Origin of the sequence: Comamonas sp. A23 (assembly GCF_004522605.1) — a bacterium.
GTDB lineage: Bacteria > Pseudomonadota > Gammaproteobacteria > Burkholderiales > Burkholderiaceae_C > Comamonas > Comamonas thiooxydans.
Map to the genome: position 1 here is coordinate 239598 of NZ_RSDT01000002.1, position 24316 is coordinate 263913.

27 protein-coding genes are annotated in these 24316 nt (G+C 60.8%); 2 read left to right on the top strand and 25 right to left on the bottom strand.

All coding sequences use genetic code 11. From position 1 onward, the window contains the following. Positions 1 to 63: 63 nt before the first annotated feature. The 21 genes from nagZ to EIC84_RS05665 all read right to left on the bottom strand — a co-directional run bounded on the left by nagZ (position 64) and on the right by EIC84_RS05665 (position 19284). Complete coding sequence (gene nagZ / locus EIC84_RS05565) at positions 64 to 1167, bottom strand: beta-N-acetylhexosaminidase (RefSeq protein WP_003064214.1); 1104 nt, start codon at positions 1165 to 1167, stop codon at positions 64 to 66. A gap of 56 nt (positions 1168 to 1223) precedes the next feature. Next, positions 1224 to 1619: a holo-ACP synthase gene (acpS, locus tag EIC84_RS05570; protein WP_003064212.1), complete on the bottom strand. Its 396-nt coding sequence runs from the start codon at positions 1617 to 1619 to the stop codon at positions 1224 to 1226. 64 nt (positions 1620 to 1683) lie between these two features. After that, positions 1684 to 2457, bottom strand: coding sequence for a pyridoxine 5'-phosphate synthase (locus EIC84_RS05575; protein WP_003064209.1), 774 nt, complete (start codon positions 2455 to 2457; stop codon positions 1684 to 1686). Further along, the gene (recO, locus tag EIC84_RS05580; protein ID WP_003064206.1) at positions 2454 to 3233 is read right to left on the bottom strand and encodes a DNA repair protein RecO; all 780 of its coding nucleotides are present in this window, start codon (positions 3231 to 3233) and stop codon (positions 2454 to 2456) included. Before recO ends, EIC84_RS05575 begins: the two co-directional genes overlap by 4 nt. Before the next feature lie 145 nt (positions 3234 to 3378). Further along, entirely contained in the window at positions 3379 to 4482 is a 1104-nt protein-coding gene (gene era, locus EIC84_RS05585) for a GTPase Era (RefSeq protein WP_003064203.1), read from the bottom strand. Next, positions 4479 to 5162 (bottom strand): ribonuclease III, encoded by a 684-nt coding sequence (rnc, locus tag EIC84_RS05590; RefSeq protein WP_003057967.1) that lies wholly within the window; start codon positions 5160 to 5162, stop codon positions 4479 to 4481. Before rnc ends, era begins: the two co-directional genes overlap by 4 nt. 9 nt (positions 5163 to 5171) lie before the next feature. Continuing rightward, positions 5172 to 5522, bottom strand: a complete 351-nt coding sequence (locus EIC84_RS05595) for a DUF4845 domain-containing protein (protein WP_003064200.1) — start codon at positions 5520 to 5522, stop codon at positions 5172 to 5174. 73 nt (positions 5523 to 5595) lie between these two features. Continuing rightward, complete coding sequence (gene lepB, locus EIC84_RS05600; protein WP_003064198.1) at positions 5596 to 6573, bottom strand: signal peptidase I; 978 nt, start codon at positions 6571 to 6573, stop codon at positions 5596 to 5598. Next, on the bottom strand, positions 6573 to 8381 hold the full coding sequence (gene lepA / locus EIC84_RS05605; protein ID WP_003064195.1) for a translation elongation factor 4: 1809 nt from the start codon (positions 8379 to 8381) through the stop codon (positions 6573 to 6575). The genes lepB and lepA overlap by 1 nt, the downstream gene beginning before the upstream one ends. Before the next feature lie 429 nt (positions 8382 to 8810). Next, entirely contained in the window at positions 8811 to 10310 is a 1500-nt protein-coding gene (locus EIC84_RS05610) for a DegQ family serine endoprotease (protein WP_003064192.1), read from the bottom strand. A 259-nt stretch (positions 10311 to 10569) separates the two neighbouring features. Next, complete coding sequence (locus EIC84_RS05615) at positions 10570 to 11358, bottom strand: sigma-E factor negative regulatory protein (RefSeq protein ID WP_003064189.1); 789 nt, start codon at positions 11356 to 11358, stop codon at positions 10570 to 10572. Between the two features lie 27 nt (positions 11359 to 11385). Then, positions 11386 to 12015, bottom strand: coding sequence for an RNA polymerase sigma factor RpoE (gene rpoE, locus EIC84_RS05620; RefSeq protein WP_003064186.1), 630 nt, complete (start codon positions 12013 to 12015; stop codon positions 11386 to 11388). 38 nt (positions 12016 to 12053) lie between these two features. After that, positions 12054 to 12536: a hypothetical protein gene (locus EIC84_RS05625; protein WP_003064184.1), complete on the bottom strand. Its 483-nt coding sequence runs from the start codon at positions 12534 to 12536 to the stop codon at positions 12054 to 12056. A 123-nt stretch (positions 12537 to 12659) separates the two neighbouring features. Continuing rightward, positions 12660 to 13907, bottom strand: a complete 1248-nt coding sequence (gene fabF / locus EIC84_RS05630; protein WP_003057981.1) for a beta-ketoacyl-ACP synthase II — start codon at positions 13905 to 13907, stop codon at positions 12660 to 12662. A gap of 36 nt (positions 13908 to 13943) precedes the next feature. Continuing rightward, the gene (acpP, locus tag EIC84_RS05635; protein WP_003058049.1) at positions 13944 to 14183 is read right to left on the bottom strand and encodes an acyl carrier protein; all 240 of its coding nucleotides are present in this window, start codon (positions 14181 to 14183) and stop codon (positions 13944 to 13946) included. Positions 14184 to 14342: 159 nt separating this feature from the next. Beyond that, complete coding sequence (gene fabG / locus EIC84_RS05640; RefSeq protein WP_003058052.1) at positions 14343 to 15086, bottom strand: 3-oxoacyl-ACP reductase FabG; 744 nt, start codon at positions 15084 to 15086, stop codon at positions 14343 to 14345. Next, the gene (gene fabD, locus EIC84_RS05645) at positions 15083 to 16027 is read right to left on the bottom strand and encodes an ACP S-malonyltransferase (RefSeq protein ID WP_003064179.1); all 945 of its coding nucleotides are present in this window, start codon (positions 16025 to 16027) and stop codon (positions 15083 to 15085) included. The genes fabG and fabD overlap by 4 nt, the downstream gene beginning before the upstream one ends. 51 nt (positions 16028 to 16078) lie before the next feature. Next, positions 16079 to 17059: a beta-ketoacyl-ACP synthase III gene (locus tag EIC84_RS05650; protein ID WP_003064176.1), complete on the bottom strand. Its 981-nt coding sequence runs from the start codon at positions 17057 to 17059 to the stop codon at positions 16079 to 16081. A gap of 8 nt (positions 17060 to 17067) precedes the next feature. Beyond that, the gene (gene plsX, locus EIC84_RS05655) at positions 17068 to 18108 is read right to left on the bottom strand and encodes a phosphate acyltransferase PlsX (protein ID WP_034361823.1); all 1041 of its coding nucleotides are present in this window, start codon (positions 18106 to 18108) and stop codon (positions 17068 to 17070) included. 197 nt (positions 18109 to 18305) lie between these two features. Next, the gene (gene rpmF / locus EIC84_RS05660) at positions 18306 to 18488 is read right to left on the bottom strand and encodes a 50S ribosomal protein L32 (RefSeq protein WP_003058062.1); all 183 of its coding nucleotides are present in this window, start codon (positions 18486 to 18488) and stop codon (positions 18306 to 18308) included. A gap of 241 nt (positions 18489 to 18729) precedes the next feature. After that, positions 18730 to 19284, bottom strand: coding sequence for a DUF177 domain-containing protein (locus EIC84_RS05665; RefSeq protein WP_003064170.1), 555 nt, complete (start codon positions 19282 to 19284; stop codon positions 18730 to 18732). A 25-nt stretch (positions 19285 to 19309) separates the two neighbouring features. Here EIC84_RS05665 and EIC84_RS05670 point away from each other — a divergent pair, with 25 nt between their 5' ends. Then, positions 19310 to 19918, top strand: coding sequence for a Maf family nucleotide pyrophosphatase (locus EIC84_RS05670; protein WP_012837261.1), 609 nt, complete (start codon positions 19310 to 19312; stop codon positions 19916 to 19918). Beyond that, the gene (locus EIC84_RS05675) at positions 19915 to 20703 is read left to right on the top strand and encodes an SAM-dependent methyltransferase (protein WP_003064164.1); all 789 of its coding nucleotides are present in this window, start codon (positions 19915 to 19917) and stop codon (positions 20701 to 20703) included. The genes EIC84_RS05670 and EIC84_RS05675 overlap by 4 nt, the downstream gene beginning before the upstream one ends. A gap of 98 nt (positions 20704 to 20801) precedes the next feature. On the opposite strand, the gene EIC84_RS05680 is transcribed toward EIC84_RS05675, so the two are convergent. Genes EIC84_RS05680 through EIC84_RS05695 form a run of 4 tightly spaced genes read right to left on the bottom strand, consistent with a single transcriptional unit; the run spans position 20802 to position 23920 of the window. Then, positions 20802 to 21848, bottom strand: a complete 1047-nt coding sequence (locus tag EIC84_RS05680) for a S49 family peptidase (RefSeq protein ID WP_003067704.1) — start codon at positions 21846 to 21848, stop codon at positions 20802 to 20804. Position 21849: 1 nt separating this feature from the next. Next, positions 21850 to 22215, bottom strand: a complete 366-nt coding sequence (locus EIC84_RS05685) for a Rieske 2Fe-2S domain-containing protein (RefSeq protein ID WP_003067706.1) — start codon at positions 22213 to 22215, stop codon at positions 21850 to 21852. Between the two features lie 8 nt (positions 22216 to 22223). Then, entirely contained in the window at positions 22224 to 22907 is a 684-nt protein-coding gene (locus EIC84_RS05690) for an HAD family hydrolase (protein WP_003067711.1), read from the bottom strand. An 8-nt stretch (positions 22908 to 22915) separates the two neighbouring features. Then, positions 22916 to 23920: an RluA family pseudouridine synthase gene (locus EIC84_RS05695; RefSeq protein ID WP_050788990.1), complete on the bottom strand. Its 1005-nt coding sequence runs from the start codon at positions 23918 to 23920 to the stop codon at positions 22916 to 22918. Between the last annotated feature and the right edge of the window lie 396 nt (positions 23921 to 24316).

Below are 24316 nucleotides of genomic sequence, written 5' to 3' on the forward strand. Positions count from 1 at the left end.
GGCATAAAAAAATCCGCTGCCCTTGCGTCAAAGGCAGCGGATGGCGGGCCAGCTCAGTGCCGCCTAGGGCAACAGATCCAGCGCCTGCAGATAGGCAGGCTGGCGCATCAGATCGTCCCAGGCCTGAGGTTCCGTGTCGGGCAGCAGCGAGACACGGCGCGACTCGGAGTCGATATCGGGCACCCAGCGGCCGTCGCGCAGCGCGGCATCCATGCCGTCCAGCAACTCGTCCACATGCTCGCCCAGACCCAGGCTCTGGTTGCACAGCAGCACCATGTCGCAGCCCGCATTCAGGGCCGTCAACGCGGCATCGGTGTAGCTGATGAGTGCGCCGTCGATGCGGCGCGCGCCCTCCATGCTCAGATCGTCGCTGAAGATGGCTCCGTCATAGCGCAGACGGGCGCGCAGAATGTCCTTGAGCCATTTCTCGCTGAAGCCCGCCGGGCGCTTGTCCACCTTGGGGTAGATCACATGGGCGGGCATGACGGCCGTGAGCACGCTGGACAGCCAGGGATAGGGAGCGGCGTCTTCGTCGAGGATGGCCGTCAGGCTGCGCTTGTCGACGGGAATGTCCACATGCGAGTCGGCCTTCACAAAGCCGTGACCGGGAAAATGCTTGCCGCAGTTGCCCATGCCGGCCTGCAGCAGACCCTGCATCAGGCTCCTGGCAAGAGCGGCCACCACGCGCGGGTCGCGGTGAAAGCTGCGATCGCCGATGACCGAGGATTCGCCATAGTCCAGGTCCAGCACGGGCGTGAAGCTGAAGTCCACGCCGCAGGCACGCAGCTCCGTGCCCAGCACATAGCCGGCGGCCGTGGCGGCGTTCATGGCCCGCATGGCGCCGCTGCCTTCGCGGTATTTTTTACCTTTGCCGCTGCGCACGCCGTCGTCCATCCACATCTCGCCAAAGGCACGCATCGGCGGAATATGCGTGAAGCCATCGGTGCGAAAGCGCTGCACGCGGCCGCCCTCGTGGTCCACGCTGATCAGCAGATCGGGCTTGACGGCCTTGATATCGGCACACAACTGGACCAGCGCGCTGCGGTCCTCCCAGTTGCGCTTGAAGAGAATGATGCCGCCCACCAGAGGATGGGCCAGGCGCGCGCGGTCCACATCAGTCAGCGATGTGCCGGCAATATCAATGATCAGAGGTGCATGCATGCTCATGATTTAAAAATTTCCATAGCTGTCAGCGCCTATGTATCAGGCACCAGAGGCTGATTTCATTCTTTTCTTTCGACGACACAAAAGCTGGCTGCGTAGTCGGATTCATCGGTGACGGACAGGTGCGCCGTCAGATTGTTTTTCTCGAACCACTCCTTGAGTTCGCCATGCAGACGAATCGCAGGCTGGCCACTGGGCAGCTTGATGACTTCGCAATGGCGCCAGGTCATGGGCATGACCATGCCCATTCCCACGGCCTTGCTGAAAGCTTCCTTGGCCGAAAAGCGCGTGGCCATATAGCGGATGCCGCGCTCGGGCCAGCGCTCGCTGCGCGCCTTCCAGGTCGCCAGTTCGCCATCGGCCAGAACCTTGCGGGCAAAACGCTCGCCATGCTTTTCCAGGCTTGCGCGTATGCGGCGCACATCGCAGATATCGGTGCCGATGCCGTAAATCATCCATGGATCCTTATAGAGAAAAAGGCCTTAAACGCTTACCCACAAAGCGCTGACAGCTATCTTTTCAGGAATTCTTGCCTGCCATGCCAGCGTCGATGCAGGCCTGATAGGCCTTGACGGTCTCGGCATAGCCCAGCTCCAGTGCATCGGCAATCAGGGCGTGGCCGATGGAGACTTCGGCCAGACCCGGCACCCGGGCCACAAAGGCGGCCAGATTGTCGCGATTCAGGTCATGGCCGGCATTGATGCCCAGCCCGGCATCCAGCGCGGCCTGCGCGGCCCTGGCATAGGTCTGCAGTTGTTGCTCCTGCTCGGCCTTGCCCCAGTTGGCGGCAAAAGGCTCGGTGTAGAGCTCCACGCGGTCGGCACCTACAGCCTTGGCCGCCGCCATCTGCTCGGGGATGGGGTCCATGAACAGGCTCACGCGCACGCCCAGCGCCTTGCATTCGGCAATCAAGGGCTTGAGGCGTTCGGCATCCTGAGGAAAGCTCCAACCATGGTCGCTGGTGAACTGGTCTTCGCTGTCGGGCACGAAAGTGGCCTGATGCGGACGCGTCTGGCGGATGAAATCCATCAGGTTCTGCGTGGGATTGCCTTCGATATTGAATTCGGCGCCAGGCCAGTTCTTGAGCAGCTCGTGCAGCTCGAACACATCCTGCGCACGGATGTGGCGCTCATCGGGGCGCGGGTGAATGGTGATGCCCTGCGCTCCCGCTTCAAGGCAGATCTGCGCCGCACGCGTCACCGAGGGAATGCCCAGATGGCGGGTATTGCGCAGCAGCGCCACCTTGTTGACATTGACCGAAAGCGCGGTGCGTGGGGAGGCAGAGGTATTCATAGCGATTGCAGATCCATCATCAGCTGGCGGGTGCGCAGCATGGTTGAGCCGCAATGGTATTGCAGAAGATGGCGCAATTGCGGCTTCAAGGCCTGGGCCACTTCGGGCTCGGCCAGTGCGTTCAGGGTTCGCGGAAATGGCTGCTCGGCCTGCAGCGCCAGCTCTATGGCCTGCCACTGCTGGCCGCTCAACGCCGCGCGCTCGTAGCCGGCGGCCTGGCGCAGGCCGCCGTCGGCCACCAGGGTGTAACGCAAAACACTGTTGAGCTGGCTGAGCGTTGCGCTTTCCTGCCTCAGATCGGGCAGATGGCCGAGTTCGCGCAGCAGCACCAGCTCGAAGGCGCGCAGCACGGGTTCGATGGCCTCGGTCGTGCCGCCATGCTGACCAGCCAGCACGCGCACCACACCGGCATAGATATCGAACAGCGCCGTATAAGGGTCATCGCGCGCCAGCAGGCGCAGCAGCAACTCGTTCAGATACATGCCCGACCACAGCGCATCGCCCTGGGGCATGACATGGCCGCCCACCCATTCCGCCCCCTTCAGGCTATGAATCTCGGCATTACCCTCTGCTCCCAGCGTGTAGCTGAGCTTGAGCGGCTGCAGCGGCAGCAGGACGGGGCGAAAGTTGGAGGTATGGCGCTTGACGCCCTTGGCCGCAAGCGCCACGCGCCCGCGATGGCGCGTGAACACCTCCAGGATCAGGCTGGATTCGCTCCAGTCGTACTGGTGCAGGATGTATGCGGGTTCGTCGCCGACGCGTTTGGCGCTAGCCATGACTTGCTCCGTACCACAACAAAAATGTGAAGGGGGTGGTTTTGCCGCCGGGCCGCCCCAAGGCAAAACCCGGCCTAAGCCGGGTCAGGGCCCCCTCGGGGGGCAGCGAGCACACGCAGTGAGCGAGCGTGGGGGTCAAAAAGTTTTACTCGTAGCCGAAGGATTTGACCCGGGCCTCGTCATCGGCCCAGCCGGACTTGACCTTGACCCAGACTTCGAGGAACACCTTGGCATTGAGCAGCTTTTCGAGCTCCTGACGGGTTTCGGTGGAGATGCGCTTGAGGCGCTCGCCGCCCTGGCCGATCACCATGGCCTTGTGACCGTCGCGCTCGACCACGATGGTGGCGGCAATGCGCATGAAGCGACCGAACTTGGGGCTGGGCTCTTCCTCGAACTTGTCGATGACCACCGTCGATGTATAGGGCAGCTCGTCGCCCGTGAAGCGGAACAGCTTCTCGCGCAGAGTCTCGGAAGCCAGGAATTTCTCGCTGCGGTCGGTCAGTTCGTCCTCGCCGTAGAACCAGGGCTGCTGCGGCAGGTATTTGGCGCAGATGCCATACATGCGCTCGATATCCTTCTTGTTCTTGGCCGACATGGGCACGAACTCGGCAAAAGGATGGCGCTCCTGCATGTCGCGCAGCCAGGGGGCGATCTCGGCGCGGCGACCCACGGTGTCGAGCTTGTTGGCGATCAAGAGCGTGGGAATGCCGGGCTTGAACAGGCTCAGCACCTTGGCATCGGCCAGCGTGAAGCTGCCCGCCTCCACCACGAACAGGATCAGGTCCACATCGCCGATCGCGCCCATCACGGTCTTGTTGAGCGACTTGTTCAGAGCGGTGGAATGCTTGGTCTGGAAACCGGGGGTATCGACAAAGACGAACTGGGTCTCGTCCTTGGTGCGGATGCCGGTGATGCGGTGGCGCGTGGTCTGGGCCTTGCGCGACGTGATGGAGATCTTCTGGCCCACCAGCGCGTTCATCAGCGTGGACTTGCCCACATTGGGCTTGCCGACGATGGCGATCAGGCCGCAGCGCTGCTCTTCGGGCGCGTAGACGCGGGCCGGAGCCTCTTCCTCCTGATCGCGGATGGCAGTCGGCGTGCTACCGGGCTTGGCAGCGGCCAGCATGGCGCTGATGTAGTCCAGGCTGGGGTCGCTGATATCGGTAGTCACAGACTTGGGGCCCTTTTGGCCCTTGGCTTTTTCTGCACCTGCGGTGCCCGCTATCTTTTTCTTAGCAGCATCGGTCATGGATTTTTGGCTTTCACTTTTTCCAGCAAGGCAGCGGCGGCTGCCTGCTCGCCCATGCGACGGGATGCTCCCGAGCCCTGGGCGCTGATATTCCATTCGGCAATCGTGCACTCGACCTTGAAGGTCTGCTTGTGCGCCGCGCCACTGATTTCCACCACATGGTATTGCGGCAGCTTCATGCGCTTGCCCTGTAGCAATTCCTGCAGTGCGGTCTTGGGGTCTTTGTCGGCCGCACGCATATGGGGGTTGATGTCCACGCCCTCGAAGAGGTGGTGGACGACTTTCTCGCCTGCGGCAAAGCCGGCATCGAGGTAGACGGCACCGATCAGCGCCTCCACGGCATCAGCCAGGATGGAGGGACGCTGCTTGCCGCCGGACTTGGCCTCACCTTCGCCCAGGCGCAGCAGATCGGGTAGCTGCAGCTTCAGCGCAATCTTGTGCAGCGTGCCTTCCTTGACGAGATTGGCCCGAACGCGCGAGAGATCGCCTTCGGGCATGGAGGCCAGCTTGGCGTAAAGCAAGCTGGAGATGGCCAGACTGAGCACCGAGTCGCCCAGAAACTCCAGTCGCTCGTTGTTGTCGGCCGAAAAGCTGCGGTGCGTGATGGCACGCTGCAGCAGCGCCGGATTGGCAAATTGATGTTGCAGCCTTTGCTGCAGAGCGACTAGAGCAGGTTCCACCTGAAAGGTCTATTTCTTGAAACGGTAAACAAGGTAGGCAGGGCCTGCCAGATGAATCTCACGGGAATACTCGAAGCCCACGACGATCTTGTCGTTGACCTTGGTCACGTTCAGATCGTTGCCGGAGATGGACTTGAAATCATCAATGGAGGCCGAACGATCGAAGCTGGCCTTGACTTCGGCAACGGTACTGCCTTCAGCGGCGGCCTTGTTGGCCGCCTTGGTGATGGCCTGGTACTCCAGGAAGACGGGCACCGATTGTGCGCCAATTGCGGCAACCGCCACGATGACGGCCACGAGAAACACCAGGCCGATAAAGGACAGACCACGCTGCCTGGAGCGCAATGCCAGATTTTTCATGCTTTTCCCCTCTCAAGCCGGGCATGTTTCTGCCCGTGTATCCCAGAAAAAATGACGAAACGATTGCCGGTGCTCAGTGGAAACGGCCGATACGGCTCAGGTCACCAAAGTTCATCCAGACAAAAAAGGCCTTGCCCACGATGTTCTGGTCGGGCACAAAACCCCAGTAGCGCGAGTCCAGCGAGTTGTCGCGGTTGTCGCCCATCATGAAGTAATGGCCCTCGGGCACCTTGCAGGTCACGCCTTCCACGCTGTAGCGGCAGTTTTCCTTGAAGTCGAAATTGCTCGCCCCCTGGATGAAGGCCGGCACATCGTTGTTGACGATGGCACGGTGCGGCTGCTCGCCCAGCGTTTCCTCAAACTGCTTGAAGTAACGCATCACGTCACGGTCCAGAAAGTCCGGCAGCTCGCGGGTGGGCAGCTCCTTGCCGTTGATGCTCAGGCGCTTGTTGATATAGGCCACCTCATCGCCAGGCACGCCCACCACACGCTTGATGTAGTCCAGCGTGGGCTGGGGCGGGTAGCGGAACACCATCACATCGCCGCGCTGGGGCTTGTTGCCTTCGGTGATCTTCTTGTTGATCACGGGCAGGCGGATGCCGTAGGTGAACTTGTTGACCAGGATCAGGTCGCCCACCATCAGCGTCGGAATCATGGAGCCCGAGGGAATCTTGAACGGCTCGAACAGAAAGGAGCGCAGCACGAAGACGATGGCGATCACCGGGAACAGACCGGCGGTCCAATCCAGCCACCAGGGTTGCATGAGGATGCGACCTTTGGCGTCTTCGGAGACTTCGATGTCGGTCTTGGCAATGCCCATGCGGTCCAGCTCGGCGCGGCGCTCGACCGCGGCCTGCTCCAGCGCAGCCGCAGCCGCGCGGCGTCGAGGCCAGAAGTAAAAGCGCTCGGCCAGCCAGTACACCCCGGTCACCACGGTTGCCAGAAACAGCAGCAGTGCGAAGTTGCCTTCGATGGAGCCGGTATACCAGGCCGCGATATAGCCTACAAAGGCCGCCAGGATGGCGGCCGTGATCCACTGCATGACTTGCATCAATCCTCCACTTGCAGAATGGCCAGGAAGGCTTCCTGCGGCACTTCCACCGAACCGATCTGCTTCATACGCTTCTTGCCGGCCTTCTGCTTTTCGAGCAGCTTGCGCTTACGCGTGATGTCGCCGCCATAGCACTTGGCCAGCACGTTCTTGCGCATGGCCTTGACGGTTTCACGCGCAATGATGTTGGCGCCGATCGCGGCCTGAATGGCCACATCGAACATCTGGCGGCTGATGATCTCGCGCATCTTGGCCACCACGGCACGGCCGCGGTAAACGGACTGCGAGCGGTGCACGATGATGGACAGGGCATCGACCTTTTCGCCATTGAGCAAGATATCGACTTTCACCACGTCGGAAGCACGATATTCCTTGAACTCATAGTCCATGGAGGCATAGCCGCGCGAGACGCTCTTGAGCTTGTCGAAGAAGTCCAGCACGATTTCGCCCAAAGGCATCTCGTAGGTCAGCATGACCTGACGGCCGTGGTATTGCATATTCATCTGCACGCCACGCTTCTGGTTGGCCAGCGTCATCACCGGACCCACATAGTCTTGCGGCATGTAGAGGTGCACGGTCACGATGGGCTCGCGGATCTCCTGGATGCGGCCGATATCGGGCATCTTGGAGGGGTTTTCCACGTCGATCAGCTCGCCATCGCCCTTGATCACCTGGTAGACCACGCTGGGGGCCGTGGTGATCAGATCCTGGTCGAATTCGCGCTCCAGTCGCTCCTGCACGATTTCCATGTGCAGCAGACCCAGGAAGCCGCAGCGGAAGCCAAAGCCCAGCGCCTGCGAGACTTCGGGCTCGAACTGCAGCGCCGCATCGTTGAGCTGCAGCTTTTCCAGCGCATCACGCAGCTGGTCGTATTCAGAGGCTTCGGTGGGGTACAGACCCGCGAAAACCTGGGGCTTGACTTCCTTGAAGCCCGGCAGAGGCTTCTCGGCAGGACCCAGGTTGTTGGGCAGCTTTTTTTCCAGCGTGATGGTGTCACCGACCTTGGCAGCCTTCAGCTCCTTGATGCCGGCAATGATGTAACCCACCTCGCCGGCCCTGAGCATGTCGCGCGGCTGGTTGGCCGGGGTGAACACGCCGATGTTGTTGGCTTCGTAGGCAGCGCCGCTGGCCATCATCTTGAAGCGCTCGTTCTTCTTAAGCTCGCCATCGACCACGCGCACCAGCATCACGACGCCCACATAGGGGTCGAACCAGCTGTCCACGATCATGGCACGCAGCGGGCCATCGGGATTGCCCTTGGGGGCCGGCACCTTGGCCACGATGGCTTCCAGGATCTCGTCGATGCCCATGCCGGTCTTGGCCGAGCAGGGAATGGCATCGCTGGCATCGATACCGATCACGTCCTCGATCTCGGCCTTGGCGTTCTCGGGATCGGCCTGGGGCAGGTCCATCTTGTTGAGGACGGCGAATACCTCCACGCCCAGGTCCAGCGCGGTATAGCAGTTGGCCACGGTCTGGGCTTCCACGCCCTGGGAGGCATCGACCACCAGCAGGCCGCCTTCGCAGGCCGACAGCGAGCGCGAGACTTCGTAGGAAAAGTCCACGTGGCCAGGGGTGTCGATCAGGTTCAGGTTGTAGACCTTGCCGTCCTTGGCCTTGTACTGCAGGGCAGCGGTCTGGGCCTTGATGGTGATGCCGCGCTCTTTCTCGATGTCCATCGAGTCCAGCACCTGGGCTTCCATATCGCGGTCGGCAAGGCCTCCGCAGCGCTGGATCAGGCGGTCCGCCAGAGTGGACTTGCCATGGTCAATATGCGCAATGATGGAGAAATTACGGATGTGATTCATCAACGAGAAAGACAGCTTTGGAATTGAAAAAAGTGGCCTGCAGCAGCAAGAAAAAAGGGCGCGTCCCTCAAGCGGCGCGCCCTTAACCAACAATCTCTGGCAACTGCGATAGTTGGGACTTTATTGTAGGCAAAACTGGCCGCAAGCCAAGACCCAGCAAGGCTTGACAAGTTTCGGTTTGTGATTTTCGAATTCATTTATCAACAAATTATCCACAAACCAGAAAACACCGTTTAGCCATCAGCAGCCGGAGATTGCAAAGGCTTTTGCACCGCTTGAAAACCGCCTGTCAGCGTGATTTTTTGCGTCCAACCACCATGCATTTGCGTGGGATTCTACCCAATGGCATAGGGGCACTGACAGGCTGAGGGCTTGTTGTCATTTCAGATCACGAAATGGCAACAAGCCCATGCAGGCTTTTCGCCACATTTATTTGGCAGGGCGAATCAGCACATACTGCGCCCAGTCACCACGGCGCACCAGCACATTGACGGGCTTGGACTTGTCGGCCTTGGCCCAGGCGGCCTCGAAGCTCTTGAGATCGGAGACTTCCGCATTCGCCAATTGCAGAATCACATCGCCTTCACGCAGACCGGCACGGGCTGCGGCATCCACCGCAGCCGACACGCGCACGCCGCCCTTGATGGCCAGCTCCTTCTTCTGTGCAGACGTCAGCTCGCTCAGCGTCAGGCCCAGAGCCTTGTTCTCCAGCGTACCGGATGGAGTCTTGCCTGCACCACTGTTGCCTGCCTTGGTCTTGGCAGATTCGTCGGAAGGTACTTCGGCAATCACCATGCTCAGCTCCTTGAGCTTGCCGCGGCGCAGCACGGTAATGGTGCTCTTGGTGCCGGGCTTGGTATTGCCCACGAGACGCGGCAGATCGGAGACCTTCTCGATGGCCTTGCCATCGAACTTGGTGATCACGTCGCCCGCCTCCACACCGGCCTTGGCCGCGGGAGAGTCCGGCTCGACGGCCGACACCAGAGCGCCTTCTGGCTTGCCAAGGCCGATGGACTCTGCCACGTCCTTGGTCACGGGGCCGATCTGCACGCCGATACGGCCGCGCGTGACCTTGCCGGTGGCACGCAGCTGATCGCTGACACGGATCGCTTCATCCACGGGAATTGCAAAGCTGATGCCCATGAAGCCGCCCGAGCGCGAGTAGATCTGGCTGTTGATCCCCACCACCTCGCCGCGCATATTGATCAGCGGGCCGCCCGAGTTGCCGGGGTTGATGGCCACATCGGTCTGGATGAAGGGCAGATAGTCACCGGTATCGCGCTGCTTGGCAGAGACAATGCCGGCTGTGACCGAATTTTCGAGTCCGAAGGGCGAGCCAATCGCCATGACCCACTCGCCCACGCGCAGCTTGCTCACATCGCCGATCTTGACTGCGGGAAGCCCTTTGGCATCGATCTTGACCACGGCCACATCGGTGCGCTTGTCCGCGCCGACTATTTTTGCCTTGAACTCGCGCTTGTCGGTCAGCGTGACAATGACTTCATCGGCACCATCGACCACATGGGCATTGGTCATCACATAGCCGTCAGCCGTGAGGATGAAGCCCGATCCCACGCCACGTGGCTGCTCTTCCTCGGACTGACCGCCCTTGGGCGAGCGCTGACGCGGCACATTGGGCACGGGAAGGCCGAAGCGGCGGAAGAACTCCAGCATGTCTTCATCCATGCCCAGAGCTTCGGCGCTGTTGTTGGAGACCTTCTCCAGCGTACGGATGTTGACCACCGAAGGCCCGACCTGATCGACAAGATCCGTGAAGTCCGGCAGCCCGCGCGCCGTTGCAGCACTTTGGGCATGAGCAGCTGTAACCGGCAGCATGCCTCCTGCGGCCAGGGCCGCGATCGCCATCGAACTGGCAATGGCTGTAGCCGAAACACGGGATTTGAGCGTCATCCAGGATGGTGTGCGCATCGTTTTTATTCCTTGTTCGAGTCGTCGGACAGAACGGGTCGCCAAATCAGACCCATGAGAGAAAACAGGTGAGAGCATTGAAGCGCATTCTGGCAAAAGCAGCCATCAACTGAAAGCGCTCCGGCCCGTGAAATCGGGCACAGATCAAACAGTATCTGCGCCCAACAGATCCTAAATCAATAGCTTCGCACGCAAGCTGCATAAAGCTTAGACCTGAAAACCATGCGTTTCAGGCCTAAGACTGCTGTGCGCAGAAGCATCAATGGCGGGTAGCCGTGGCAAAGCTTGCATTGCGCAAAAAGCTGGCAGGCATCTGCAGATTGGGCGCGCTGCTTTGCTGAGGGTGAGAAGCCAACAACTCGTCCAGACGCGGATCACGCAGCATCACGGTCTGGCCGTTGGGGCCAGCAACTGCCACTACGGTGGAAGACTGGGCTTCCGAACCCAGGGGCATGGCTGTCTCTTCACCGCCCGAAACGGGCTGACTCAATCCTAGCGATGCGGCAGGCGCGGCAGCCACCACGGCATTCGGGCTGAGAGCAGCGAGTTGCGCCCCACCCTGGCGGCCGTACAGCCCCCCCGAACCTGCGAGCATGACCCCCCAGCCAACGGCTGCCACGGCAGCAACCGAAGCAAAGCCGGCTGCCATTTTCCAGCGAAAGACCGATGCATTGGCCGCCTGACGGGCAGGCAGGCTGACCACGGTTGCGCCATTGCCCAGCGCCTGCCCACGTTCCTCGGCAGCTGTGATCTGCTCCAGACCACCCAAGCTCAATGAACTGGCCGCATCTGCGGTCACACCGGGCAGATGAATGCCACGGATCGGCTCACGCTCCATATGGGCGCGCACGCCGCTCAAAATATCGTGCTGACTGTGATGGGCCAGCTCCGGAGAACGCAGCACATCGCCAATCAGGTGGTACATGGCCCAGGACTGCTGGCCTTCGTCGCTTTCCGCATAGGAGAGCACGGCCTGCATCTGGACCGAGGAAGCCTCGCCATCCACCAGTGCCGACAACTGTTCCTGCTTGATCAGATCGTCATTCATGAAGTTCACCTGCTCGTCTTGCCTGTACTACCAACGCTTTCCACCCTGGCGCTCCAGCAGGGGCTTGACCCTGGCCGAAATCGCCTCGCGTGCCCGAAAGATGCGCGAGCGCACCGTGCCTATGGGACAGTCCATCGCCTGCGCGATTTCCTCATAGCTGAGCCCCTCGATTTCGCGCAGCGTGACCGCCTGACGCAAATCCTCGGGCAAAGCCTCCATGGCGGCGTTGACGGCTTCGGCAATTTCACGCGCCGCCAACACTGTTTCCGGGGTTTCCTGAGTCGTTAGTTCCTGTCTGTGAACAGAAGTTTCATCCTCATCGTCCCCAGTGTGTAACGCGCTCTCGGTCATCACCGGCGAGCGATGCATTTCCATCAAGGCCTTCTTGGCCGTATTGACGGCAATGCGGTACAGCCAGGTGTAGAACTGGGCCTCGCCGCGGAACTGGTGCAAGGCCTTGTAGGCGCGGATGAAGGTTTCCTGCGTGATGTCAGGCACCAGATCGACATCGCGCACCATGCGGCCCACCAGACGTTCGATGCGACGCTGGTACTTGATGACCAGAAGCTCAAAAGCCCGTGTGTCGCCAGCATTGGCTCGTTCGACCAAAGCCAGATCGCTGTCGGCAGAGGGAGTGGGAAAATCGGGAGGTGTCATGAAAGGCCAAGCGGCGTGCTGCCATAACCGGCGAGGGCCTAGCCCTGCTCTGCCAGCGGCACGATGGAGGAATATACCGCACGCCGCAAGTCTCCCCATTGCTCGGGGCTGTGTCGTTGAGACAGGAAAATCCATAGCACCCGGCGCCTGCCGCCCTTGGTCCTGAACACCAGAACATCCGAAACGCTGAGCCAAAGCCAGTGGCCACCATCAAGCCCCACCGCCAGCCGCACAGGCAGTGACCGAGCGGTTGACGGGTTTTCGGCCTCCAACAACCAATGCTCGCCATTCCAGAGCAGACGTCCTTGCGGCCAGTTGCGCCACTGTCCGCAAAGCAGCACTGCGGCCAGGATCAAGGCCGGCAAAGCCAGCAGCACCTGCAACCAGCCCGACTGGACTTGCAGGCACCAGACCAGCAGAGCCATCAGCAAGACCATCCCGGTCAGCAGCAGCAGTCCTCCGGCGCAGTCAGGCCGGACAAAGACATAGGCAACGGCTGGAGCATGGTAGCGAGCACTCATGGGCCGACCATGTGCGAAAACCCGGCTGCAGCAAAGCTAGGGAAAGCACGATCAAGCCGCACATGGAAAAAAGCCCGCAAGGCCAGGGCCTGTGCGGGCTGTGCAGAAGCTGCTCGAAGCGACTTAGACGCGCTTGAAGACCAGCGTGCCGTTGGTGCCACCGAAACCGAAGTTGTTCTTCACGGCAACTTCCAGCTTGGCGTCACGCGCCGTATTGGCGCAATAGTCCAGATCGCACTCGGGATCCTGGTTGATCAGATTGATGGTCGGAGGAATCTTCTGGTCGTGCAGCGCCATCACGGTGAAAACGCTCTCGATACCACCAGCACCACCCAGCAGGTGACCCGTCATGGACTTGGTCGAGCTGACCACCAGATTCTTCTTCGCAAACTCGCCCATGGCCGCCTTGATGGCATTGGATTCATTCGCATCGCCCAGAGGCGTGGAGGTGCCGTGCGCATTCAGGTAGTTGACCTGATCCTGGTTCACACCGGCATTGCGCAAAGCGTTGAGCATGGCACGGCGAGGGCCGTCCATATTGGGTGCGGTCATGTGACCGGCGTCGGCACTCATGCCAAAGCCTGCCAGCTCCGCGTAAATCTTGGCGCCGCGGGCCTTGGCGTGTTCGTACTCTTCGAGCACCAGCACACCGGCACCTTCGCCGAGCACAAAGCCGTCACGGTCCTTGTCCCAGGGGCGCGATGCAGCCTTGGGGTCGTCGTTGCGCGTTGACAGCGCACGCATGGCAGCAAAGCCGCCCACACCTAGAGGCGAAACAGTGGCTTCCGTGCCACCGGCCACGACGATGTCTGCATCGCCGTATTCGATCATGCGTCCGGCTTCGCCGATGCAGTGCAGGCCTGTGGTGCAGGCTGTCACGATCGACAGATTCGGCCCCTTGAAGCCAAATCGCATGGACACATGCCCTGCCACCATATTGATGATGGAAGCAGGCACGAAGAACGGCGTGATGCGGCGAGGACCGCGGGCAGCCAGTTCTGCGTGAGTGTTCTCGATCAGCGGCAGGCCGCCAATGCCCGAGCCGATCACGCAGGCAATGCGTGTGGCCAGGTCTTCGGACAGGGCTTCACCTGTGGGCAGGCCTGCGTCCAGAACGGCTTGCTCCGCAGCCGCGATGCCGTAATGAATGAAGGTATCCATGGAGCGCGCATCTTTGGCGCTCATGTATTTCTCCACATCAAATCCCTTGACCTCACCTGCAATCTTGCAGGAGAAGTTCGACGCATCGAACTTGGTGATGAGGTCAATACCGGACTGGCCGGCCAAAAGATTGGCCCAGGCTTCGCCCACCGTGTTACCCACGGGGGAGATGCAGCCCAGACCGGTCACGACAACGCGACGACGGCTCATGCGTTCAAACCTTTAACTGATCGCTGAAAAAAGACCTTAGGCCTTTTGGTGGGTATTGGCGTAGTCGATGGCGTTTTGCACCGTCGTGATCTTCTCTGCGTCTTCGTCAGGGATCTCGATGCCGAATTCATCTTCCAGGGCCATCACCAGTTCCACTGTGTCCAGGGAGTCAGCGCCCAGGTCAGCCACGAAGGCCTTTTCGTTGGTCACTTGGGACTCTTCAACGCCGAGTTGTTCGGCAATGATTTTTTTGACACGTGCTTCGATATCGCTCATGGTTTCCCTCAGGGGGTTGTGAATGAACCCGCGATTCTAGCCGTTTCGGGAGAAGCCCCTTGGCGGCTGGCCGTCGCGAGGAAACGGCCACTGAACTTGCAAAAGTGTTCAGCTTCTGGCAGCAAGTGCGGCAAACACCGCACAAACTGCCGAAATTTCTTACATGTACATGCCGCCGTTGACGTGCAGTTCCTGCCCCGTCACATAGCCGGCACCGGCAGAAGCCAGATAGGCCACGGCATGCGCGATGTCGCTGGGCTGACCCAGATCACCCATGGCGATCTGTGCCTTGAGCGCAGCCTTTTGCGCCTCTGGCAGATCTGCCGTCATATCTGTGGCGATGAAGCCCGGAGCTACACAGTTCACGGTGATGCCGCGACTGCCCAGCTCCTTGGCCAGAGCACGGGTCATGCCAGCCACGCCAGCCTTGGCGGCGGCGTAGTTGGCCTGACCTGCATTGCCCGAGGCACCGACCACGCTGGTGATGCTGATGATGCGGCCGAAACGCTGCTTCATCATGGGACGAATAGCCGCACGGCTGACTCGGAAAACAGCCTTCAGATTGGTGTCGGTGACGGCATCCCAATCGTCATCCTTCATGCGCATCGCCAGGGTATCGCGGGTAATGCCTGCGTTATTGACCAGCACATGCAGGCCGCCGTCATTCTTGACGATGGAGTCGATCAGGGCATCCACGGCAGCGCCGTCGGTCACGTTCAGCGTGACACCACGGCCACCGAAGGCGGACAGAGCCTGGCTGATCTTTTCGGCACCAGCATCCGATGTGGCCGTGCCAATCACTTGATAGCCCTTGGAGGCCAGCTCCTGCGCGATGGCGGCACCGATGCCACGGGTGGCACCGGTGACCAGGGCAACCTGGGGCTTGGTCTGGTTATCAGTCATGCGAGCAATTCTTTCACGTCAGCCAGGGTGGCTGTATCAAACAGGGGAACACCCGTCAGGTCGGCGTCAATACGCTTGACCATGCCGGCCAGCACCTTGCCGGGTCCACATTCCACGATATGGGTCACGCCGCGAGCCTTGATGGCCTGCACGCACTCCACCCAGCGCACCGGACCAAAGGCCTGACGATACAGGGCATCGCGAATCGCATCAGCGTCCGTCTGGACGGTGACGTCGATATTGTTGATGACGGGAATCAGAGGAGTAGCCAGCGTCAGCTCGGCCAGCGCGACCTTGAGCTTTTCTGCAGCAGGCTTCATCAGGCTGGAGTGGAAAGGTGCGGAGACCGGCAGAGGCAGGGCGCGCTTGGCACCGGCCGCCTTGACCGCTTCACAGGCCTTCTCCACGGCCAGCTTGCTGCCGGCGATCACGGTCTGACCGGGATCGTTGAAGTTCACGGCTTCCACCACTTCAGCACCGCCCAGCTGAGCCGTCACTTCGGCGCAGACCGCCTTGACCTTTTCGGCATCCAGGGCCAGCACGGCCGCCATGCCACCCGTGCCAACGGGCACGGCATCCTGCATGGCCGCGGCACGCAGACGCACCAGCGGAGCGGCCTGAGCCAGCGTCAGCACGCCGGAAGCGACCAGCGCCGAGTATTCACCCAGGGAATGACCGGCCACGGCATCCGGCAGTGCACCGCCTTCTGCCTGCCAGACACGCCAGGCCGCAACACCGGCAACCAGCATCACGGGCTGGGTATTGGTGGTCAGCGCCAGAGCTTCCTTGGGGCCTTGCTTGATCAGCAGACCCACATCCTCGCCCAGAGCCTCGGAGGCTTCGGCCACGGTCTGAGCCACGACGGGATGATCCCCCCAGCCATCCAGCATGCCCACGGACTGCGAACCCTGGCCAGGAAATACAAATGCGAATTTCTTCATATTTCTTAGTATAAAAATTGCCTGAAACGCTTATCTTTATTGCGTCTACAGCTACATCTTGAGGAGCACCGCACCCCAGGTGAAGCCACCGCCCACCCCTTCGAGCAGCACGGTCTGGCCTTTTTTGACCTGTCCGCTGCGCACGCCGTGATCGAGTGCCAGAGGAATCGAAGCCGCCGAGGTGTTGCCATGCTGATCGACGGTCACCACCACCTTGTCCATGGACAGCTTGAGCTTGCGCGCCGTGCTTTGCATGATGCGGATATTGGCCTGGTGCGGGATCAGCCAATCGATGTCGGCATCCGTCAGACCCGCTTTTTCCAGCGCGGAGCGAGCCGCCTTGTCCAGCACGCTCACTGCCAGCTTGAAGACAGCCTGACCGTCCATCTTGAGCAAGGGATCGCCCAGCACATTGCCGCCGGAGACATTGCCCGGTACGCAGAGAATGCCCACATGGCTGCCATCGGCATGCAGCTCGGTAGCCAGAATGCCAGGCTCGTCGGAAGCCTCCAGCACCACGGCGCCTGCGCCATCACCGAACAGCACGCAGGTCGTGCGGTCGTTGAAATCCAGGATACGGCTGAAGACTTCGGAGCCCACCACCAGCACGCGCTTGGCAGCGCCGGTCTGGATCATGGAATCGGCCACCGTCAGGGCATAGACGAAACCGCTGCACACGGCCTGCACATCGAAGGCCGGGCAGCCATTGCTGATGCCCAGCTTGTGCTGCAGGATGGCGGCCGTCGAGGGAAACACCATGTCCGGAGTGGACGTGGCGACAATGATCAGATCGATGTCCGAAGCCTCGATGCCTGCGGCCTCGATGGCCTTGCGGCTGGCCTCAAGAGCCAGGTCGCTGCTGGTCACATCGGGCTCGGCGAAGTGGCGGGCACGAATGCCGGTGCGTTCGACGATCCACTCGTCCGAGGTTTCCAGGCCGCGCTGAGCCAGCTCGGCTGCGAGGTCGTTATTGGTCAGGCGGCGGGGCGGCAGGTAACTGCCGGTGCCAATGATGCGTGCGTAGCGTCTCATGTCTTCTATCAGGGCGCCGAAGTTCCAGATTCCGTCTGCGCTGCCAGCAGCAAAGGTGCGGCAGCAGCAATACGGCTGCGGACACGGTCAAGCAGGTTGTTGCGTGCCGCATCATACGCGCGGTTCAAAGCATGCTCGAATGCCATTGCATCAGCCGAGCCATGGCTTTTGAAGACCAGCCCGCGCAGACCCAGCAAGGCAGCACCGTTGTAACGACGATGATCAACACGCTTCATAAGCGCAGATAGCACCGGATAGGCAATGATGGCGGCAATCTTGGTGAAGATGTTGCGCTTGAACTCTTCCTTGAGAATCCCCGAGATCATCGAGGCAACCCCCTCGGTGGTCTTGAGTGCAACGTTACCAACGAAACCATCACACACGACAATGTCCACCACACCCTTGAAGGTGTCGTTGCCTTCCACATTTCCGTAGAAATTGAGGTTGCCCGCATCGCCTGCAGTGCGCAGCAGCTCGCCGGCACGCTTGATGACTTCGCTGCCCTTGATCAGCTCTTCACCGATATTGAGCAGGCCGACACTGGGCGCCTCCGTATTCTTGAGCGCAGACACCAGGGCCGAGCCCATGACCGCAAACTGCAGCAGATGTTCTGCCGTGCAGTCCACATTGGCCCCCAGATCCAGCATGGTGGTGTCACTGCCCTTGGCGTTGGGCAAACCAAAGGCAATCGCGGGACGATCGATGCCCTCCAGAGTCTTGAGCAGATAGCGCGAGATTGCCATCAGCGCCCCGGTATTGCCCGCCGACACTGCAGCCTGAGCCGCACCATTCTTGACCTGCTGCACGGCCACGCGCATGGACGAGTCCTTTTTCTTGCGCAGGGCTATTTCAACGGGGTCATCCATGCTCACCACTTCCGTGGCGGGAACAAGGGTCACGCGCTCATGCTTGAAGCCGGCCAACTCCTCGGCCTTGCCGACCAACAGCAGATGCGCATCGGGGTGTGAATTCAGAAACTGACGGCACGCGGCCAGCGTGACGCGGGGGCCATGATCGCCCCCCATGCAGTCAACAGCCAAATTAATCATGGGCGACTGACAAATCCAATTAGGCTTGGGATGATGAATTGAAGGATCCGAGGACCACAACAGAAGCTATTTGCAAAACCAGCATTGAGATTTTGCAGCCATGCCCGTCATGACAGGCTTTGCAAATATCTCCCATAAAAACAAAAGCCTGTTGCTACAAAAAATGTAGCAACAGGCTTTGCGAATGCAGTCGTCGCTTAGGCTTCGGACTTGTTCTTCAGCACTTGACGGCCACGGTACACGCCGTTGGGGCTGATGTGGTGGCGCAGGTGTGTCTCGCCGGTAGTGGCTTCGACAGCGATGCCAGGCACATTCAGTGCGTTGTGCGAACGGTGCATGCCGCGCTTGGAGGGAGACTTCTTGTTTTGCTGAACAGCCATGATGGCTCCTGTGTATCTTGAAAGGGTTGGTAACACGACTCACACAGCAAGGCCGGGCAAAAAACTCTGCCTTTCAACGCCCCCACCGAGAGTGAGAGTGCGCCCTTGTCCGTGCAAGTCCTAAAAAAACGCGATCAGCCCATTAAAGACACGAGGGGGTTTCGCGCGAAGCTCACGATTATAGCGCAAACGCTTTTCGCGGCCCAGGCAAAATCAAATCCCCACCGTGCCATGGGATGGATCAGTCGGCAGACTTGCCTACATTGAGAGATTGCAGCACGGCAAAAGGGTTTTCCTTTTGCTCGTTGGCCTGCTCGAAGGCGTCATCGCTGACCTCCAGCTTGACGGGTACCGGGCAGACCTCATGGCGAGGCACTACAGGCACTTCCATCAGCAACTCGTCCTCAATCAACTCCAGCAGATTGAACTCGCTGCTCAATGCCAGCACATCCTCATCGCTATCGTCATCTTCCAGTTCTGCCGTCGCTTCGTCCGGAACGAAGCGAAATGACCGATCCACGTAAAGGGGAATATCGGCCTCGGTCAGGCAGCGCTGGCAGGTCAGCGGCAAAGCCACCTCGGCACTCAGGTGCAGCCACACATGGCCGCTGCCACCTTTTTGCTCCACCAGCTCGCCTTCGGCCTCCCAGCGCACCAGAGGCTGCTCGCCGGTAATCGCCAACGCATCGGCCGCCAGACGCTTGAAGTCCGACAATGGTGCCTGACCATGCAAATGACCTTCAGCCTGCGCGAAAGCACGCACATCCAGCCGGGTCGCAGAAAAATCCTTGCTCATGCAGCCAGTGTAAGAGAATCCCGCAATGCCCGACTTATTGATTGCCGGACGACTTGAGCGTCCATTGATTCTTGGCTCCACCTCGCGCTACCGCCGTGAGCTGCTCAGCCGCCTGCAACTGCCGTTCGAGACGGTGTCTCCTGAAGTGGATGAAACCCCGCTCAGCGGCGAAACACCCCACGACCTGAGTCTGCGCCTGGCCATAGCCAAGGCACAGGCCGTGGCCCGGTTGCACCCCGGCGCCATCGTGATCGGCTCCGACCAGGTGCCCGAGCTCGATGGCCAGCCCCTGTCCAAGCCCGGCACCCACGAGCGCGCCACCGAACAGTTGCGCCAGATGAGCGGCCGCCAGATGAATTTCCACACCGGCGTCTGCGTGAGCTGTGCCGAAACCGGCTTCACGGAATCCAGCGTGGTCACGGTGCAAGTGCGCTTTCGTGAACTGAGCGATGTCGAGATCGAGCGCTATCTGCGCGCCGAGCAACCCTATGACTGCGCAGGCTCGGCCAAGAGCGAAGGCCTGGGCATCGCCCTGCTGGATGCCATCGTCAGCGACGACCCCACGGCACTGATAGGCCTGCCGCTGATCCGCACCTGCCAGTTGCTGCGCGCCGCAGGAGTGGTTCTGCCATGAGCGAAACACCGAAAAGCAAATCAGGCACCCTTTATCTGGTACCCGCTCCACTTGATTTCGGCTGCGAAAGCCAGACTGCATTGACCGAGGTACTGCCCGAGGGCACGCTGCGCCGCGCCGCCTCTCTGACTCACTGGATCAGCGAAAACGCCAAGACCGCACGCGCCTATCTCAAGCGCATCGACGCCTTGTTCCCGCTGGCTGCTCCGTTGCAGGCCCAGAACATTGTCGAGTTGCCCCGCGAAGCCCACAAAAAAGGCGACCATGGCAACAAGGGCGCGGCCGTCTTCGACCCCAAGCCCCTGCTGGCAGCGGCCCTGGCCGGACAGGACATGGGTTTGATCAGCGAGGCGGGCATGCCCGCCGTGGCCGACCCCGGCAGCTCCATCGTGCGTGCCGCCCATGATCTGGGCATTCGCGTCGTGCCGCTGACGGGACCGGTGTCGCTGCTGCTGGGCCTGGCGGCCAGCGGCCTCAACGGCCAGAACTTCGCCTTTGTCGGCTATGTGCCTCAGGATGGCTCCGAACGCACGGCCCGCATCAAGGAGCTGGAGAGCCTGGCCCTGCGCCAAGGCCAGACCCAGCAGTTCATCGAGACGCCTTACCGCAATGCAGCCCTCTGGCAGGCATTGCTGCAAACCTTGCAACCCAATACCAGACTGGCCCTGGCCAGCGGATTGACGCTGGAGACAGCACGCATCGAAAGCCATCTGGTGCGCGAATGGCGCCAGCGCAATACCCCGCCCGACAACCGAACACCGGTGGTGTTCGCCATAGGCCGCTGAGCGCCTGAAATCAAAAAAGCCTGCGGCATTGGCCGCAGGCTTTTTTGATAGCTACCGGCGCTTATCTGACAAAGGGTTAGCGGCTTTTTAATGCCTTATCAGCGAATGCTAGGCACCAGGCCACGCATGGCTTTGACCGAGCCCTCGCCGATGGCGGCGCCAAAGCGCTTGGCCAGGCGCTCGGCCACGTTGTCGCGGCGGGTGTAGTCTATGACTTCCTCGGCCTTGACCACCTCACGCGCCACATAGTCGAGGCTGCCCAGCTTGTCGGCCAGACCCAGCTCTACGGCCTGCTGACCAGTCCAGAACAGTCCGCTGAACATTTCGGGGGTCTCATGCAGGCGGTCGCCACGACCGGCCTTGACCACGCCGATGAACTGCTGGTGAATCTGCTCCAGCATCTGCAGCGCAAATTCCTTTTGCTGCGCCGACATGGGGCTGAACGGATCGAGAAAGCCCTTGTTCTCACCGGCCGTCAGCAGGCGGCGCTCCACGCCGACCTTGTCCATCACGCCCGTAAAGCCAAAGCCGTCCATGAGCACGCCGATGCTGCCCACGATGCTGGCCTTGTCGACGAAGATCTCATCGGCCGCCGCCGCAATGTAGTAGGCCGCCGAGGCGCAGGATTCCTCGACCACTGCATACAGAGGCTTGTTGTACTTGGCCTTGAGACGCGTCATCTCGTCGTTGATGATGCCTGCCTGCACGGGGCTGCCGCCGGGCGAGTTAATCAGCAGCACCACAGCGCGCGAGCCCGAATCTTCAAAGGCGCTGCGCATGGCAGCCACCACGAATTCGGCACTGGCGTCCGCTCCCGAGGCGATCTCGCCCTTGATCTCCACCACCGCGGTATGGGGCGAGGTGCTGGTCTTGGTGGCCGTATCCTTGAAGAACACCGCCCACATCACCAGCAGCACCACCACGGACCACAGCAGACGGCTGAAAAAGCGCCAACGCCTTGCCGCCCGCTGCTCCTTGATGGAGGCGAACACCAGCTTTTCCAGCACATCGCGCTCCCAGCCCCCGTTCCCGGAGGCCTTGGCCGCAGCGGCGGGTGCCTCAGCGGACGCAGCAGACGCCTTGGACCAGAGGTCCGCGCCCGGCGTCACATGCGACTGGGAATCATGGTTGTCAGGAGTACTCATCTCAAAACTTCAGAGGTTTCAGTTGTGGCCCAGTATGCCAGCGCACCAAGCCGCCGCTTTCGCTCAAGGCGATTTTTACCAACCCACCGCGGCAAGGACCGCCTGCACAGGCGCCGCTGTCAGGTTCGTAGGCAGCTCCGTGGGTAGAACACAACAGCCAGCGACCGGAATCGTCAAAAAACTGACCTTCCTGGTAGTCCATTTCCATGGGGACATGGCTGCAGCGATTCAGATAGGCATGAACCTGCCCCTGATAGCGGATGGCAAAAGCGCGGCTGCTCTGACCCGCATAGAGCAGCTCGAAGCCAACGGCCCGGCCGCCATCGACGAGATCGGCACTGGCACACAGCTTCACGGTCTCGGTCATGGCCGCCCTCACGCGTTGGCCAGAAGCCAGGCCCGCAGCTGTGCCGCGGAATCGGCCACGAACAGCGGATCGAACTGGGCGAAGCCGTCGGGCGCATGGGCACCATAGGAAACCCCCACACAGGCACAGCCGGCGTTCTGCGCCATCTGCAAGTCGTGCGTGGTGTCGCCAATCATCAGCGTTCGCTCGGGTTCCACACCGAATTCGGCCATCAGCTCGTGCAACATCAGCGGACTGGGCTTGCCAGCGGTCTCGTCGGCCGTGCGCGAGCCGTCGAACAATCCCTTGAGCTGCGGATCCTGCAGCGCATGGTTGAGCCCCATGCGGCTCTTGCCCGTGGCCACGCTCAGCCAGTGGCCGCGCTCGCGCAGCTCGGCAAGCAGCGGCAGTATGCCGTCAAACACGCAGATATCGTCCTGATGCTTGAAGAAGTGAAAGCGATAGCGATTGGCCAACTCAGGATATTTTTCGGGCGGCACATCAGGTGCCGCGCGGGCCAGGGCCGGCATCAACGCCATGCCGATCACATAGGCAGCCTGCTCGTCGCTGGGCACAGTGCCGCCCACATCACGCACCGCCTCCTGGATGCTGCGACTGATGATGGCGGTGGAGTCCGCCACCGTGCCATCCCAGTCGAATGCAATCAGATCGAAGCGGCGTGGTCGCCGGGCGCTATGGTTTTCAGTAGTCATGAAGCCTGTCAGTTCACAAAATCCGCCAGCTCCGGCGGCAGCTCGGCACGCAGCTCGACACGCTCGCCGCTGGCGGGATGATTGAACTGTAGCCGCCAGGCGTGCAGAAACATGCGTTTGAGGCCCTGCTTTTGCACACGACGGTTGAGATCAAAATCACCATATTTGTCGTCGCCCACGATGGGATGCCCCTGCGATGACAGATGCACGCGAATCTGGTGGGTACGACCTGTCTTGATGGTCACCTCCAGAAGACTCATCGCAGGCAGTCCCTGCAGGGGACGCGGCTCGATCAGCTTTCTGACCTTGACCAGGGTGATGGAACGCATTCCATCCGGGTCATCGGCCGTGGTCACGCGCACGCGGCGCTCGCCGTCGGCCTGCAGATACTTGTGCAGCGGCAGATCGATGACCTTCTTGTTGGCCGGCCAGGCCCCCTGCACCAGTGCCAGATAGGTCTTGCCGGTCTCGCGCTCGCGAAACTGGTCCTGCAGATTGATGAGCGCGGAACGCTTCTTGGCCACCAGCAAAATGCCCGAGGTTTCGCGATCCAGCCGGTGCACCAACTCGAGGAACTTGGCATCAGGACGCGCCTGGCGCAGTTGCTCGATGACGCCAAAGCTCACGCCCGAGCCTCCATGCACGGCCACGCCGGCAGGCTTGGACAATGCAAGCATGTGTTCGTCATCCAACAGGGCGGGAAAGTCCTTAGCCGGCGCTGGGCGTTCTGCTTTTTCGCTGACTTTTTCGGAAATCCGGACCGGGGGAAGGCGCACCACGTCGCCGGGCTGAACCCGGGTCTCGGCGCTCACGCGCCCCTTGTTGATGCGCACCTCGCCGCTGCGGATGATGCGGTAGACATGGGTCTTGGGCACCCCTTTGAGGTGGCGCATGAGAAAGTTGTCGAGTCGCTGTCCGGCGGAGTCTTCATCGACCTCGATCAGCCGTACTGAGGCCGCGGCCGTATTCTGGGACCGGTCCTGTGCCGGTTTGCCCTCTATAATGTGTTTCACCTGTGCCGAGCTTAGTTGTAAGTGATTGATTCGCATGGAGTTTAGTCCAAACAATCATTTCCCACCGCACAGGCAGGTCGATGCCCGCCAGTTTTGCACACGCAAATTGCAGTCAAGATGAGCTGCAGCAGCCTGTGAGAGCCTGGCAAAGGCTGACGAATTGAAACACTGATACGGAATCTCATACCGTGCAGTTGTCCAGGCAAAAGCAGCCTGCAACTGTCGGTTCTCTCAACGAGCATGTGGATCTTTTGGACATTGCTGATCAACCTCTGGGGCAAGGCACGGCCGGCCCCCGGGACGAGCCATGTCTCAAAGAAACCACCCACCTCCCTAGCACGCGCGTCGGCTTCTTTTGTACCCCGTCTGCATGCGCGTCCTCTCCCGCTCGTCCCC